The 14,388-nt window shown below is 73.5% G+C and carries 12 protein-coding genes and 1 pseudogene; 12 read left to right on the top strand and 1 reads right to left on the bottom strand.

The genetic code is table 11. The features are described from left to right. Positions 1-325 precede the first annotated feature (325 nt). The 7 genes and pseudogenes from ssd to ACZ60X_RS25455 all read left to right on the top strand — a co-directional run. Entirely contained in the window at positions 326-1,432 is a 1,107-nt protein-coding gene (ssd, locus tag ACZ60X_RS25485; RefSeq protein WP_469602689.1) for a septum site-determining protein Ssd, read from the top strand. Continuing rightward, positions 1,429-2,646, top strand: coding sequence for a TadA family conjugal transfer-associated ATPase (locus ACZ60X_RS25480; protein ID WP_469602687.1), 1,218 nt, complete (start codon positions 1,429-1,431; stop codon positions 2,644-2,646). The genes ssd and ACZ60X_RS25480 overlap by 4 nt, the downstream gene beginning before the upstream one ends. Before the next feature lie 113 nt (positions 2,647-2,759). Next, positions 2,760-3,605, top strand: coding sequence for a type II secretion system F family protein (locus tag ACZ60X_RS25475; RefSeq protein WP_469603107.1), 846 nt, complete (start codon positions 2,760-2,762; stop codon positions 3,603-3,605). Between the two features lie 95 nt (positions 3,606-3,700). After that, positions 3,701-4,480 (top strand): type II secretion system F family protein, encoded by a 780-nt coding sequence (locus ACZ60X_RS25470; protein WP_469602685.1) that lies wholly within the window; start codon positions 3,701-3,703, stop codon positions 4,478-4,480. 79 nt (positions 4,481-4,559) lie between these two features. Beyond that, positions 4,560-4,760: a DUF4244 domain-containing protein gene (locus ACZ60X_RS25465; RefSeq protein ID WP_469602683.1), complete on the top strand. Its 201-nt coding sequence runs from the start codon at positions 4,560-4,562 to the stop codon at positions 4,758-4,760. Between the two features lie 22 nt (positions 4,761-4,782). Then, entirely contained in the window at positions 4,783-5,121 is a 339-nt protein-coding gene (locus ACZ60X_RS25460) for a TadE family type IV pilus minor pilin (protein WP_469602681.1), read from the top strand. Further along, positions 5,118-5,534 (top strand): annotated as a pseudogene (locus tag ACZ60X_RS25455) (Rv3654c family TadE-like protein); the annotation flags it as partial. The gene ACZ60X_RS25460 and the pseudogene ACZ60X_RS25455, both read left to right, overlap by 4 nt. A gap of 40 nt (positions 5,535-5,574) precedes the next feature. On the opposite strand, the gene ACZ60X_RS25450 reads toward ACZ60X_RS25455, so the two are convergent. After that, positions 5,575-8,049, bottom strand: coding sequence for a DEAD/DEAH box helicase (locus ACZ60X_RS25450; protein WP_469602677.1), 2,475 nt, complete (start codon positions 8,047-8,049; stop codon positions 5,575-5,577). Between the two features lie 161 nt (positions 8,050-8,210). Between ACZ60X_RS25450 and bldG the strand changes: the two genes are divergently transcribed. From bldG to ACZ60X_RS25425, 5 genes are all read left to right on the top strand, one after another. Beyond that, complete coding sequence (bldG, locus tag ACZ60X_RS25445; RefSeq protein ID WP_023547751.1) at positions 8,211-8,552, top strand: anti-sigma factor antagonist BldG; 342 nt, start codon at positions 8,211-8,213, stop codon at positions 8,550-8,552. Positions 8,553-8,707: 155 nt separating this feature from the next. Further along, positions 8,708-9,136 carry an ATP-binding protein gene (locus ACZ60X_RS25440; RefSeq protein ID WP_469602673.1) on the top strand — a complete coding sequence of 143 codons (429 nt, stop codon included), beginning with the start codon at positions 8,708-8,710 and terminating at the stop codon, positions 9,134-9,136. Positions 9,137-9,427: 291 nt separating this feature from the next. Further along, complete coding sequence (locus tag ACZ60X_RS25435) at positions 9,428-11,830, top strand: sodium-translocating pyrophosphatase (RefSeq protein WP_469602671.1); 2,403 nt, start codon at positions 9,428-9,430, stop codon at positions 11,828-11,830. A 250-nt stretch (positions 11,831-12,080) separates the two neighbouring features. Beyond that, the gene (locus ACZ60X_RS25430; RefSeq protein WP_469602668.1) at positions 12,081-12,692 is read left to right on the top strand and encodes a small secreted protein; all 612 of its coding nucleotides are present in this window, start codon (positions 12,081-12,083) and stop codon (positions 12,690-12,692) included. Between the two features lie 161 nt (positions 12,693-12,853). Next, entirely contained in the window at positions 12,854-14,374 is a 1,521-nt protein-coding gene (locus ACZ60X_RS25425; RefSeq protein ID WP_469602665.1) for a DUF7059 domain-containing protein, read from the top strand. Positions 14,375-14,388 lie beyond the last annotated feature (14 nt).

Here is a 14,388-nt window from a genome sequence, read left to right as displayed (position 1 = left end):
CGTTACTCAGAGTAATCGCCGCGCTGCTCTGTGGGAGTCGCACGGGGCTCGGTACCGGTGTCACCGGTATGGGTGACACAGATATTCACAGGCCCTGAGTTGTCCACAGTTTTCCACCAAGATCCACATTATTTCGCGGATCGCTGCACCGTGATTCCAGCGCGCATCGGCCGTGGCGAGTTCATGGCCGGTTCCGATTGCCGGAGCGCGTATGGCCGGTTTCCGTCGGCCGCTCATATGGGGGGCCGCTTGTCGGTTCTCCACACCTTTGGGAATCGCGGGGCCGAAGGGGCCGCGCGGCCCAGGCAGCGAAGGGGGAACACCCGTGACCGGAACCGTCACCCACGACCCGCCACCCGGCGCTCCGGACCGGCCGGGACGGCCGCTCATCGTCACCGAGGACGCCGAACTCCTGGACGACCTGCTCCGCCTGTGCGCGGCCGCCGGCGCCACGCCCGAGGTCCACCACGGCGTGCCGGACCACGGCGACGGCTGGGCGAGCGCCCCGCTCGTACTGGTCGGCGACGACGCCGCCCGGCGTGTCGGCGGGGCCGCCCGCCGGCGCGGAGTGGTCCTGGTCGGCCGGGACCAGGACGACTCGGGGGTGTGGAAACGCGCCGTCCAGATCGGCGCCGACCACGTCCTGATGCTTCCCGACGGCGAGCAGTGGCTGGTCGACCGCATCGCCGATGTCGCCGAGGGCGTCGGCCGCCCGGCCCTCACGGTCGGGGTGATCGGCGGCCGGGGCGGGGCCGGTGCCTCCACGCTCGCGTGCGCCCTCGCCGTCACCTCCGCGCGCGAGGGTCTGCGCACCCTCCTGGTGGACGCCGATCCGCTCGGCGGCGGGCTCGACGTCCTGCTCGGCGGGGAGAGCGCCGAGGGCCTGCGCTGGCCCGCCTTCGCCGCCTCGCGCGGGCGGGTCGGCGGCGGCGCGCTGGAGGAGTCGCTGCCGGAACTGCACCAGCTGCGCGTGCTCAGCTGGGACCGCGGCGACTGTGTGGCCGTCCCGCACCAGGCGGTGCGCGCGGTGCTCGCCGCCGCCCGGCGGCGCGGCGGCACGGTCGTGGTGGACCTGCCCCGCCGCCTCGACGACGGCGTCGCCGAAGCCCTCGCCCAGCTCGACCTGGCCCTGCTCGTCGTCCCCGCCGACCTGCGCTCGGTCGCGGCCGCGGGCCGGGTGGCGCCCGCCGTCGGCATGGTCGTCCGCGATGTGCGGGTGGCGGTCCGCGGGCCGTACGCGCCCGGTCTGGACGGCCGGGAAGTGGCCCGGCTGCTCGGTCTGCCGCTGGTCGGCGAGGTCCCGGTGGAACCGGCGCTGCTGCGCCCCGAGGGCGGCGCGAAGCCGCCCGGCGCGACCGGCCGCGGCCCGCTCGCCCGCTTCTGCACGGCCTTCTGGGAGCGCGCCCTGGCCGAGACCGGAGGCGCCCGGTGACACTCCACGGACTCGACCGGACCGACGGCGCCGCGCTGCTCGACGGCGTCCGGCGCTGGCTCGCCGAGAGCGGGGCCGAACCCACCCCCGCGCGCGTGGCCCAGGCCCTGCGCGAACAGGGCCGGGTGCTCGGCGATGCCGAAGTCCTCGGCGCGGCCGCGCACTTGAGGAGCGAACTGGTCGGCAGCGGCCCGCTGGAGCCGTTGCTCGCCGACCCGGACGTCACCGACGTCCTGGTCTGCGCCCCGGACCGGGTGTGGGTCGACCGCGGCGGCGGGCTGGAGCTGACCCCGGTCACCTTCCCCGACGCGGCGGCCGTACGACGCCTCGCGCAACGGCTGGCCGCCGTGGCGGGCCGGCGCCTGGACGACGCCCGGCCCTGGGCGGACGCCCGGCTGCCCGACGGTACCCGGCTGCACGCGGTACTGCCTCCCGTCGCCGTCGGCTGCACCTGTCTGTCCCTCAGGGTCGTACGACCGCGCGCGTTCACCCTGCGGGAACTGGTCGCGGCCGGCACGGTGCCGCCCGGCGGCGACAGGATCCTGCGGGCGCTGCTGGCGGCCCGGCTCTCCTTCCTGGTCAGCGGCGGCACCGGAAGCGGCAAGACCACCCTGCTCAGCGCCCTGCTGGGGCTGGTCGGAGCGGACGAGCGGATCGTCCTCGCCGAGGACTCCGCCGAACTGCGGCCGGACCACCCGCATGTCGTCCGGCTGGAGACCCGGCCCGCCAACCAGGAGGGCGCCGGACTCGTCACGTTGGAGGACCTCGTCCGGCAGGCGCTGCGGATGCGGCCCGACCGGCTGGTCGTGGGCGAGGTGCGCGGGCCCGAGGTGGTGCATCTGCTCGCGGCCCTGAACACCGGTCATGAAGGCGGCTGCTGCACGGCCCACGCCAACGCCGCCGCGGACGTCCCGGCCCGGCTGGAGGCGCTGGCCACGGCCGCGGGGCTCGACCGGGCCGCGCTGCACAGCCAACTGGCGGCCGCGCTCTCCGTGGTGCTCCACCTCGTACGGGACAGGTCCGGGCGGCGCCGGATCGCCGAGGTGCATGTGCTCGAGCGGGACGGCGCGGGGCTGGTGCGAACGGTGCCCGCGCTGCGCTGGGGCGAGCGGGCGTTCGTCCGGGAGCGGGGCTGGGAGCGGCTGCGGCAACTGATCCGTGCGGCAGGCGAGTTCGCGGACGACGCCGCCATCGGGAACGAGGCGGACCGGTGAGGGAGGAGACGGCAGTGATCAACGGGGGCGGTGGGATGGACGGGACCTCTTGGTACGGGAGGATCGCCGGGCTCGGAGGGGTCGGCGGCATCGGCGGTACATCGGTGGGTTCCATGGGCGCGGCGCTGGTCTGTCTCGGCGCGCTGCTGTGGCTGCTGTGCGGGCGGCACTACGGGATGCGCCGGGCGCGGCTGCTGCTCGCGGACGGCGGAGTCGTCTCGACCGGACCGCCCCCGTGGCAGCGGGCGGGTGCGGAACTGCGCCGGCTGCGCGGCAGGCTCGGCGCCGAATGGTGGGCGCTCGCGGCCGGTCTGCTGCTCGCGGTGCTGGGCGCCTCGGTCGTTCCGGTCGTCGCGGGGGCGGCCGGGGTGCCGGTGCTGCGCCGGGCGCGGCTGGCCCGGCAGACCCGGTGCGAACGGGAGCGGCGGACCGACGCCGTGATCGCCCTGTGCGGGGCCCTCGCCGGGGAGGTGCGCGCCGGACGGCAGCCGGGTGAGGCGCTGCCGCGGGCCGCGTCGGACACCGGCGGGCTCGACGAGGCGTGGACGGCGGTGGCCGCGGCGGCACGCTTCGGCGGAGACGTGCCCGCAGCGCTCGCCACGGCGGCCCGGCAGCCGGGCGCCGAGGGCCTGCTCGGGGTGGCCGCGTGCTGGCGGGTGGCCGTGGACCAGGGCGCCGGACTCGCGGCCGGCCTCGACCGGCTGGAGGCGGCCCTGCGCGCCGAGCGGGATCAACGGGCTGATCTGCGAGCACAGTTGGCGGGGGCCCGGGCGACGGCGGTGCTGCTCGCCGCCCTGCCGGCCCTCGGTCTGCTCCTCGGCACGGCCCTGGGCGCCGGCCCGCTCCATGTGCTGCTCCACACGGGCGCCGGCCTCGGCTGCCTGACGGTCGGCGCGGCCTTCGAGGCGGCAGGGCTGGCATGGGCCGTCCACATCGTGCGGGGAGCGGAGGCGCGGTGAGGGAGAGCGCCGTAGGGGCGGCGGCAGACGAGGTGGAGGGGCGGAGTGGACCGGTCTCGGCGGGCAGCGCGGTGCGGGGGAGGAGAGCGGGCGGTATGAGCGGCGAAGTTGTCCACAGGCTGGGGACGGTCGTGGTCGAGGTGTCGGCCCTCGGCTGGGTGGTTCGGCGGCTGGAGCTGGCCCGGCGGCGGCGCCGGGCGCGGCGGCGGGTGGCCGAGCTGCTGGGACCGGAAACACCGGTGCCGAGGCGGTCGTTCGACCTCACCGGTGTGCTGCGGCGGTGGTTGCCGCCGGCCGGGGCCGGGTGCGGCGCGTGGGTGCTGGTCGGCGGCCTGACCGGGGCCGTCCTGGGGCTCGTCGTCGGGGCCGGGCTGTGGCGGTGGCGGAGCCGTCAGACGGTGGGCGGCCGGGTGGAGCCGGTGGACACGGCCGCGGCCGCACTCCAGCTGCCGCTCGCCGCCGACCTGCTGGCCGCCTGTGTCGCGGCCGGTGCCGCTCCGGTGATCGCCGCCCAGGCGGTGGGAGAGGCGCTCGGCGGGCCCGTCGGACAGGCGCTGGCACGGGGCGCGGCTGAGGTGCGGCTCGGCGGTGAACCGGCGGAAGCCTGGCGCCGGTTGGCCGCGCTGCCCGACGCGGGAGCCCTGGCCCGGCTGCTGGAGCGGGCCGACGAGTCCGGGCTGCCGGCGGCCGGCCCGGCCGCCCGCCTCGCCGCGGACGCCCGCGCGCGGTGGGCCCGTACGGCCACGGCCCGGGCCCGGCGCGCCGCCGTACTGATCTCGGCGCCCGTCGGCCTGTGCTTCCTGCCGGCCTTCATCGCGGTCGGCGTGCTGCCCGTCGTGATCGGACTCGCGGGCGGCATGCGAGGAGGGAGGTGAGAGGTACGGGGCGTACGGGAGCGAGCAAGGGCACGTAGGCGTGCGGGACACAACCGACATACATCTCAGGGGTGTTGGAATGAACAGGAAGATCAAGCAAGCGGCGGTACGGCTGTGGGGAAGGTGCCGCAAGGACGCCGGCATGGTGACGTCGGAGTACGCGATGGGAATCCTGGCGGCCGTCGGATTCGCGTTGCTGCTCTACGAGGTCGTCACCAGCGGCCAGGTCCGGGCGGAGCTGCAGTCGATCGTGAAGAAGGCCCTCAGTGCGCGGATGTGAGCGAGGGGCGGACAGGGGGTTTGTGACGGCCGAGGCGGCCGTGGTGCTCTGTGTGCTGGTGGCGTTCACGATGGCGCTGGTCTGGGGGCTGCTCGTGGTGGCGGCGCAGATCCAGTGCGTGGACGCGGCCCGCACGGGCGCCCGGGCCGCCGCCCGCCAGGACCCGGCCGACGCGGTGGTCACGGTGACCCGGCAGGCGGCGCCGCACGGGGCGCGCGTGACCGTGCAGCGGGAGGGCGACCAGGTCCGGGTGACGGTGGCGGCCAGGCCGCCGTTGCTCGGCGGTCTGCCCTTCGAGGTCCGCGAGCAGGCCGTGGCGCTGGCCGAGGAGACGGTGGGCGCTTTGGGGGAGGAGCCGTGAGGACGGGCGACGAGCGAGCCGCCGGCCCTGAGACGAGGGCCGGCCGGAGAGGCCGGACGCCGGCGTGGGGCACGGGCCGGAGGAATTCCGGCGCACCGCACGGCGCGGGCGGGGCGGGCTGCGCGGCGGCCCGGCGCGCGGGCCGGGCGCGCTCCGGTGCGGACCGGGGCTCCGCCACGGTGTGGAGCCTCGGAGTGATCACCCTGCTGTGCGTGGTGTTCGGGGCCGTGCTCGCGCTGGGGCACGCCGTGGTCGTCCGGCACCGCGCGGCCGGGGGCGCGGATCTGGCCGCGCTCGCGGCGGCGGACCACTGGGCCGAGGGCGGGGCGGCGGCCTGCGCCCGGGCCGAGCGGGTGGCGGCGGCCCAGGAGGCACGGCTGGTGCGGTGCGCGATCGTGGGCGAGACCTCGGACGTGACGGCGGCCTCGGGAAGAGGGCCCTTCTCGGCGGAGGTCAGGTCGAGAGCGGGTCCTGCGGGGCCGCTGCCGGCTCCGCTGCCTCCTCCTGCGCCCCCGCCGCCGTCGCGGACTGCCCCGTCTCCGCCGCCTCTCCGGGCTGCTCCCGCGGTGCCCCCCGCAACAGCACCGTGAGGAGCCGTACGGCCCCCCGCTTGTGCAACGGGTCGTTGCCGTTGCCGCACTTGGGGGACTGGATGCAGGACGGGCAGCCGGCGTCGCACTCGCAGGAGGCGATGGCTTCGCGGGTGGCGGCGAGCCAGGCGCGGGCCGTGTGGAAGGCGCGCTCGGCGAAGCCCGCGCCGCCGGGGTGACCGTCGTAGACGAAGACCGTCGGGAGGAGGGTGTCCGGGTGGAGGGGGACGGAGACGCCCCCGATGTCCCAGCGGTCGCAGGTGGCGAACAGGGGCAGCAGGCCGATGGAGGCGTGCTCGGCGGCGTGCAGGGAGCCGCCGAGGATCTCCGGGTTGATCCGGGCCTCGTCCAGCTGGTCGTCGGTGACCGTCCACCACACCGCGCGCGTGCGCAGCGTGCGCGGGGGCAGGTCCAGTTTGGTCTCGCCGAGCACTTCGCCGGTGATGAGGCGTCTGCGCAGGAAGGAGACCACTTGGTTGGTGACCTCGACCGAGCCGTAGCACAGCCGGCCGGCGCCCCAGGGGATCTCGGTGTCCGTCTCCAGGATGGAGATCGAGGTGGTGTCGCGGGCGACCGTGGAGTACGGCGGGTCGGCCTGCTCGACCAGGGCGACCGAGTCGTCCAGGTCCAGCTCCCGCACCAGATAGGTGCGGCCCTGGTGGAGGTGGACCGCGCCCTCGTGGACCGTGGAGTGCGCGGCGGCCGCGTCGACCGTGCCCAGCAGCCGGCCGGTGTCCGCCTCCACGACCTGCACCGGGGTGCCGCCCGCGCCGCGGATGTCGGTCAGGTCGGCGGCCCGCTCCCGGCGCGTCCAGTGCCACGCCTTGGTGCGCCTGCGCAGCAGCTTCGCGGCCTCCAGCTGCGGCAGCACGTCCGCGCAGGCGGGGCCGAAGAGGTCCAGGTCCTGCTCGGTGAGCGGCAGCTCCGCGGCGGCCGCGCACAGGTGCGGGGCGAGGACGTAGGGGTTGTCGGGGTCGAGGACGGTCGACTCCACCGGTTGGCGGAACAGGGCCTCAGGGTGGTGGACGAGGAAGGTGTCCAGCGGGTCGTCGCGGGCGACCAGCACGGCGAGGGCGCCCTGGCCGGAGCGGCCCGCGCGGCCCGCCTGCTGCCACAGGGACGCGCGCGTGCCCGGGTAGCCGGCGATCACCACCGCGTCCAGGCCGGAGACGTCCACGCCCAGCTCCAGGGCGGTCGTGGCGGCGAGCCCGAGGAGGTCGCCGGAGTGCAGGGCGCGCTCCAGGGCGCGCCGCTCCTCGGGGAGGTAGCCGCCGCGGTAGGCCGCGACCCGCCGGACCAGGGAGCGGTCGACGTCGGCCAGTCGCTCCTGGGCGATGACCGAGATCAGCTCGGCGCCGCGCCGGGACCGTACGAAGGCGACCGAGCGCACGCCCTGCACGGTCAGGTCGGTCAGCAGGTCGGCGGTCTCGGCGGTGGCGGTACGCCGTACGGGCGCGCCCTTCTCGCCGTGCAGTTCGGTGAGCGGGGGCTCCCACAGGGCGAAGACGAGTTCCCCGCGCGGGGAGGCGTCGTCGGCGACCTCCACCACCGGCAGGCCGGTCAGCCGGCGGGCGGCGACGGCGGGCTCGGCGGCGGTCGCCGAGGCCAGCAGGAACACGGGTGAGGAGCCGTAGCGGGCGCAGAGCCGACGCAGGCGGCGCAGCACTTGGGCGACGTGTGACCCGAAGACGCCCCGGTAGGTGTGGCACTCGTCGACGACGACGTATGCGAGGGCCTTGAGGAAGGAGGACCAACGCGGGTGGGACGGCAGTATCCCGCGGTGCAGCATGTCGGGGTTGGTGAGGACGTAGTTGCCGTACTGGCGGATCCACTCCCGTTCCTCGAACGGGGTGTCGCCGTCGTACACGGCCGGGCGTACGGCGCTGCCGAGGGGTTGTGAAAGTTCCTTCACCGACCGGCACTGGTCCGCCGCGAGCGCCTTGGTGGGGGACAGGTACAGAGCCGTGGCCCCCCGGCCGTTGGGCGCCTCGGCGCCCTCCAGGAGGGTGGACAGGACGGGCACGAGGTAGGCGAGGGACTTGCCGGAGGCGGTGCCGGTGGCGACGACCACCGAATCGCCGTCCAGGGCGTGCTCGGCGGCCAGCGCCTGGTGCGCCCAGGGGTGTTGGATACCGCATTCCTGCACGGCCGCGATCACCTCGGACCGAATCCGGTCAGGCCAGACGGCATGGCGGCCCGTGCGCGGGGGCAAGTGCTCCGTATGAGTGATGCGCGCAGACCGGCCCGGCCCGGAGGCGAGCCGGTCCAGGATCGCGCCCGGGGACGGGCGGGACGCCGGGTCCGCAGGGGATCGATCGGATCGGAGATTCTTGGCCATCGGCACCGAGTGTGTCACTGGCGTGACGGACAATGGAGCCAAGGCGTCGTGCGCGCCTGCGGTAAGTGATTGAATGCCATCGCGGCTGGCGAAGCGTCCCGAGGGCCGCAAGCCGAGGTGCCCGAGGGGCGACCGCTCGATAGCAAGGTGCTGGAGGATCCGTGGACCTGTCCCTGTCGACCGAGACCGTCGGCGATCGTACGGTCGTCCGAGTCGGTGGCGAAATCGACGTGTATACCGCGCCCAAGCTGCGCGAGCAGCTGGTCGAGCTGGTGAACGACGGGAATTTCCACCTCGTCGTCGACATGGAGGGCGTGGACTTCCTCGACTCCACCGGGCTCGGCGTGCTGGTCGGCGGCCTGAAGCGAGTGCGTGCCCATGAGGGCTCGCTGCGCCTGGTCTGCAACCAGGAGCGCATTCTCAAGATCTTCCGTATCACCGGCCTCACCAAGGTGTTCCCGATCCACACCTCGGTCGAGGAAGCGGTGGCGGCCACCGACTGACCTGGACCGTCGGCCGGTGCCGGGGCTCCTGCCGTGAGCCCCGGCACCGGGCGGTCCCGTCCGGTCCGACACGGCCCGGACACCGAAGACACCGGGGACGCGGCCGTTCGGCGGTCCCGCCCCCGACCGCACGCCCGTAGTCGCGAGGGGGATGCATGGCCACCGTCGAACTCCGCTTCAGCGCGCTGCCCGAGCACGTCCGGACCGCCCGGCTGGTGGCGGCCGCGGTGGCACGCAGGGCCGGAGTGGACGAGGCCGTCCTGGACGAGGTCCGGCTCGCCGTGGGCGAAGCCTGCTCCCGTGCCGTCGGGCTGCACCAGAGCAGCGGTATCTCGGCGCCGGTCAAGGTGGCGCTGATCGAAGACGAGAAACAGTTCTCCATCGAGGTGGGCGACGAGGCCCCGCACGCCGTTCGCGACACGCCCGGCGCCGCACAGGACGTCGAGGCGGACGTCGAGGAGGACGAGATGGGCCTCGCGGTCATCAGTGGCCTCGTTGACGACGTGCAGGTCACCACCGGACAGGACGGCGGCCTGATCCGCATGACCTGGCCGACCGCACCGCCGGTGGCCACGCTGCTCTGAACGCTTTCCGTCACACGCCACGAGGGCCCTGCCGAGCAGGGCCCTCGGCGTTTTTCCGTCCTGGACAGGCGTGAACAGCGGCTTCTGGAACGCTACCGAATTCGTGAAGGAATTCACGATCACTGGAATGCCTTGAGGCCATTACTCCATTCGGGTGGAGTGGCGGGATCTCGATCATTTGTTGCTGAGCCGGTGGAGGCTAATTCCGTTTACCGCGCTCTGTTGAGATCACTCCGGGGTACCTAGAATCCGTCCACATCTTGAGCTCAGCCCAAGCGTCAAGGAGGACGAATGGCGGGGCTTTCTACTTCTCAGCCGGATCATCCCCTGTCCCTCGCGGCCGCGGTCCTGACCGATCACAACCGGATCCTCGTGGCCGTCATCGCCGCGGTCGCCGTGGCCGCGCTGGTGGTCGCGGGGGTCCTGGTGCGCCAGGTACTGGCCGCGGGCGAGGGCACCGACAGCATGAAGCGGATCGCCGAGGCGGTCCAGGAAGGCGCGAAGGCGTATCTGGCCCGGCAGTTGCGCACGCTCGGCGTATTCGCCGTCGTCGTCTTCTTCCTGCTCATGCTGCTGCCCGCGGACGACTGGAAACAGCGGGCCGGGCGATCGGTGTTCTTCCTGATCGGCGCCGCTTTCTCGGCGGCCACCGGCTATATCGGCATGTGGCTCGCCGTGCGCAGCAATGTGCGCGTCGCCGCGGCCGCCCGGGAAGCCACACCGGCACCCGGCGAACCGGAAAAGGATCTCACCACCGTCTCGCACACCGCGATGAAGATCGCATTTCGCACCGGCGGCGTCGTCGGCATGTTCACGGTGGGCCTCGGTCTGCTGGGCGCATCCTGCGTGGTGCTGGTGTACGCGGCCGACGCGCCGAAGGTGCTGGAGGGCTTCGGCCTCGGCGCCGCCCTCATCGCCATGTTCATGAGGGTGGGCGGCGGTATCTTCACCAAGGCCGCCGACGTCGGCGCCGACCTGGTCGGCAAGGTCGAGCAGGGCATTCCGGAGGACGATCCGCGCAATGCCGCGACCATCGCCGACAACGTGGGCGACAACGTCGGCGACTGCGCGGGCATGGCGGCCGACCTGTTCGAGTCGTACGCCGTGACGCTGGTGGCCGCGCTGATCCTCGGCAAGGCCGCTTTCGGCGACTCGGGGCTGGCGTTCCCGCTGCTCGTGCCCGCCATCGGTGTCATCACGGCGATGATCGGCATCTTCGCGGTCGCCCCGCGCCGTGCCGACCGCAGCGGCATGAGCGCGATCAACCGCGGCTTCTTCGTCTCCGCGGTGATCTCCCTCGCCCTGGTCGCGGTCGCGGTCTTCGTCTACCTGCCGTCGACGTACTCCGGCCTGCACGGCGTGACGGACGCGGCGATCCGCGGCAAGGACGGCGATCCGCGGATCCTCGCCCTGGTCGCGGTCGGCATCGGCATCCTCCTCGCCGCCGTGATCCAGCAACTCACCGGCTACTTCACCGAGACCAACCGCCGCCCGGTCAGAGACGTCGGCAAGACCTCCCTCACCGGCCCGGCCACGGTCGTGCTGTCCGGCATCTCCCTCGGCCTGGAGTCGGCCGTCTACACCGCGCTGCTCATCGGGCTCAGCGTGTACGGCGCGTTCCTGCTGGGCGGCACGTCGATCATGCTGGCGCTGTTCGCGGTCGCCCTCGCCGGCACCGGCCTGCTCACCACGGTCGGCGTGATCGTCGCCATGGACACCTTCGGGCCGGTCTCCGACAACGCGCAGGGCATCGCCGAGATGTCCGGCGACGTCGAGGGCGCGGGCGCGCAGGTGCTCACCAGCCTGGACGCCGTCGGCAACACCACCAAGGCCATCACCAAGGGCATCGCCATCGCCACCGCCGTCCTCGCCGCGTCGGCGCTGTTCGGGTCGTACCGCGACGCGATCACGACCAACGTGCAGGGCGTCGGGGCGAAACTCACCGGGCCGGGCGCGCCGCTGAGCCTGTCCCTGGACATCTCGCAGCCCAACAACCTCGTCGGCCTCATCGCGGGCGCCGCGGTCGTCTTCCTCTTCTCCGGACTGGCCATCAACGCGGTGTCGCGCTCGGCGGGTTCGGTGGTCTTCGAAGTACGGCGGCAGTTCCGCGAGAAGCCCGGGATCATGGACTTCACCGAGAAGCCCGAGTACGGCAAGGTCGTCGACATCTGCACCAAGGACGCCCTGCGGGAGCTGGCCACGCCCGGTCTGCTCGCCGTGATGGCGCCCATCTTCATCGGCTTCACCCTCGGCGTCGGCTCGCTCGGCTCCTATCTCGCCGGCGCGATCGGCGCGGGCACGCTGATGGCGGTGTTCCTCGCCAACTCCGGCGGTGCCTGGGACAACGCCAAGAAGCTGGTGGAGGACGGCCATCACGGCGGCAAGGGCAGCGACGCCCACGCGGCCACGGTGATCGGCGACACGGTCGGCGACCCCTTCAAGGACACCGCCGGACCGGCCATCAACCCGCTGCTGAAGGTCATGAACCTGGTCTCGCTGCTCATCGCACCCGCGGTGATCAAGTTCTCCTACGGCAACGACAAGAACCTCGGCGTACGGATCGCGATCGCGCTGCTCGCGCTCGCGGTGATCGTCGCCGCCGTGTACGTCTCCAAGCGGCGGGGCATCGCCGTGGGCGACGACGAGAGCGCCGAGCGGGTCTCCAACTCGGCCAATACGGCGGTGGTTTCGTAGCAGTAACGCTGTTCCGTTGCAGAAGCCCTGCTCAACCGGTGGGCGGGCGGCGCGTGTTGACGCGCCGCCCGCCCGCTGTCGTCCGTGCGGACGACAGCGGGTTCGCCCTGTGGGCTCGGCCACGTGGTGAGCCTTCTCTCTCTTGGTGCAAAGAGTCACAAAGGGCGCTTCGGGGGGCGTACGGGATGCGGGAGGTGTGTGTCCGCCGTGTAGGGTCCGTGGGCCGAGAGCCATGGAAGGGACCGATCCGGTGAACAAGAAGCTCGCGGCCGCACTGTCCGGCGGTGCGGTACTGGTAGTGGCGCTGACGGGATGCAGCGGCAGCAGCGGCGGTGGCGGCAGCAAGGGGCCCGATCCCAAACTGGTCGCCTGGGCCAAGTCCGTGTGCCAGCCGCTGCCCGCGCAGCAGGCGAAGATCTCGGGCGCCTTCGACGCGCTGTCGAAGGTCGCCAAGGACGGCCCGCCGAAGGACGTCCAGCAGACCGACTCCCAGGCCTTCCAGGACCTCGCCGACGGCTTCAAGGCGCGCGCGAGCACCCTGGCCGGCGCCGGGGCGCCTCCGGGCGTCGACGGCGCCGCGCAGCACCAGCAGGACGCGGTCAAGAAGCTCAACGCCCTGTCCGCGGCGTACGCCGATCTGAAGAAGCGGGTGGACGGGCTCGACACCAAGGACCAGGCGAAGTTCGCCTCCGGTCTGAGCGACCTCTCGGAGCGGATGAAGACGGTGGCGGCCCAGTACGACGGCACCATCACCGCCCTGCAGAACCTGGAGAAGGGCGACGTCAACCAGGCCGTGGCCAAGCAGCCGGGCTGCACGAAGGCCTCCGCGTCCTCCGGGTCCCCCTCCCCGGCCGGCAACTGAACCCCCTGCCGCGCCTGAACCCGTTGCCGCGCCGGCGGCGGGACCGTGTGCCGCGCCGGCGGGTGGGGGTGCGGCGGGTCGGCTGAGGCCTCGGCGCGGCGTCCGCCGGGCCGTACTTCGTGTCGGCGGCCGGGCTGCTCGGAGCGGGCCACAATGGGGGCGTGACTGACTCCGGACTCGCTTCCCTGCCCGCTTCCGACCGGCCCGACGTCGCCGCGCGCCTGCGGGACGCGCTGCTGGCCGCCTCCTTCACCGCCGACGGACTGCTCGACCTCCTCGGCGCCCCCGCGTACGCGGCGCTGGCCCGCAGCGAGACCGTGCCCGCCCTTCGGGCGACCCGTGGCGACACGCCGCTGGAGACGCTCGTACGGCTGTTCCTGCTCCAGCAACCGGTGCTGTACGCGCGCGTGGCGGCCGTTCTGCCGGCCGAGGAGGCCCTCGACGCCGGATGGCTCACGCGCGTGGGCGGCGACCAGGTGGCCGCCACGGTGGACGTACGGCCCTACGGCGGCCCCGGCGGCGAGGACTGGTTCATCGTGTCCGACCTGGGCTGCGCGGTGGGCGGCGCGGGCGGTGCCGGACAGCGTGACGAGGGCGTCGTCCTGGGCGTCGGCGGCGCCTCCACCACCCTCGCCGGCATCACCGTCCGTACGCCCGTCGCCGCCGCTCTGGACCTCGGCGCCGGCTCCGGCATCCAGACTCTGCACGCCGCCCAGCACGCCACGCGCGTGACGGCGACCGATCTCAACCCGCGCGCGCTGCACATCACCGCGCTCACGCTGGCGCTGTCCGGCGCTCCCGCCGTCGACCTGCGCGAGGGCTCGCTGTTCGAGCCGGTCCGGGACGACGAGAGGTACGACCTGATCGTCTCCAACCCGCCCTTCGTCATCTCGCCCGGTGCCCGGCTGACCTACCGGGACGGCGGGATGGGCGGGGACGATCTGTGCCGCTCGCTCGTTCAGCAGGCGGGAGAACGGCTGAACGAGGGCGGGTTCGCGCAGTTCCTCGCCAACTGGCAGCACGTCGCGGGGGAGGACTGGCAGGACAGACTCAGGTCGTGGGTGCCGCGCGGGTGCGATGCCTGGATCGTGCAGCGCGAGGTACAGGACATCACGCAGTACGCCGAGCTGTGGCTGAGGGACGCCGGGGACCATCGCGGGGACCCGGCGGAGTACCAGGCGCGTTACGACGCCTGGCTCGACGAGTTCGAGGCGCGCAAGGTCAAGGCGATCGGCTTCGGCTGGATCACCCTGCGCAGGACGGGTTCCGCCGAGCCCGTCGTCACCGTGGAGGAGTGGCCGCATCCGGTCGAGCAGCCCCTCGGGGACACGATCCGGGCGCACTTCGAACGTCTCGACTACTTGCGCGAGCACGACGACGCCGCGCTGCTCGCCGGCCACTTCAAGCTGACCGCCGAGGTGGTCCAGGAGCAGGTCGGCCTGCCCGGCGCCGAGGACCCCGAGCACGTGGTGCTGCGCCAGCACCGCGGCATGCGCAGGGCCACGAAGGTGGACACGGTCGGCGCGGGTTTCGCGGGCGTGTGCGACGGCACGCTGAGCGCGGGCCGCATTCTGGACGCCATCGCCCAGCTCGTCGGTGAGGACCCGGTCCTGCTCCGCGACCGCACGCCCGCCCAGATCCGGCTGCTCGTGGAACAGGGCTTCCTGGAGCCGGTGGGCTGAGCACTTCCCGACGG

The sequence above is a fragment of the Streptomyces sp. NPDC104106 genome, assembly GCF_055584345.1.
The sequence above is the reverse complement of the archived record's forward strand: the minus strand, read 5'-3'. Positions and strand labels throughout refer to the sequence as shown.

Coding starts and splice junctions, on each gene's coding strand:
- ACZ60X_RS25475 (WP_469603107.1), top strand. CDS start 2,760: ATGGGCGCGGCGCTGGTCTGTCTCGGCGCGCTGCTGTGGCTGCTGTGC.
- ACZ60X_RS25450 (WP_469602677.1), bottom strand. CDS start 8,049: ATGGCCAAGAATCTCCGATCCGATCGATCCCCTGCGGACCCGGCGTCC.
- ACZ60X_RS25470 (WP_469602685.1), top strand. CDS start 3,701: ATGAGCGGCGAAGTTGTCCACAGGCTGGGGACGGTCGTGGTCGAGGTG.
- ACZ60X_RS25435 (WP_469602671.1), top strand. CDS start 9,428: ATGGCGGGGCTTTCTACTTCTCAGCCGGATCATCCCCTGTCCCTCGCG.
- ACZ60X_RS25440 (WP_469602673.1), top strand. CDS start 8,708: ATGGCCACCGTCGAACTCCGCTTCAGCGCGCTGCCCGAGCACGTCCGG.
- ACZ60X_RS25465 (WP_469602683.1), top strand. CDS start 4,560: ATGAACAGGAAGATCAAGCAAGCGGCGGTACGGCTGTGGGGAAGGTGC.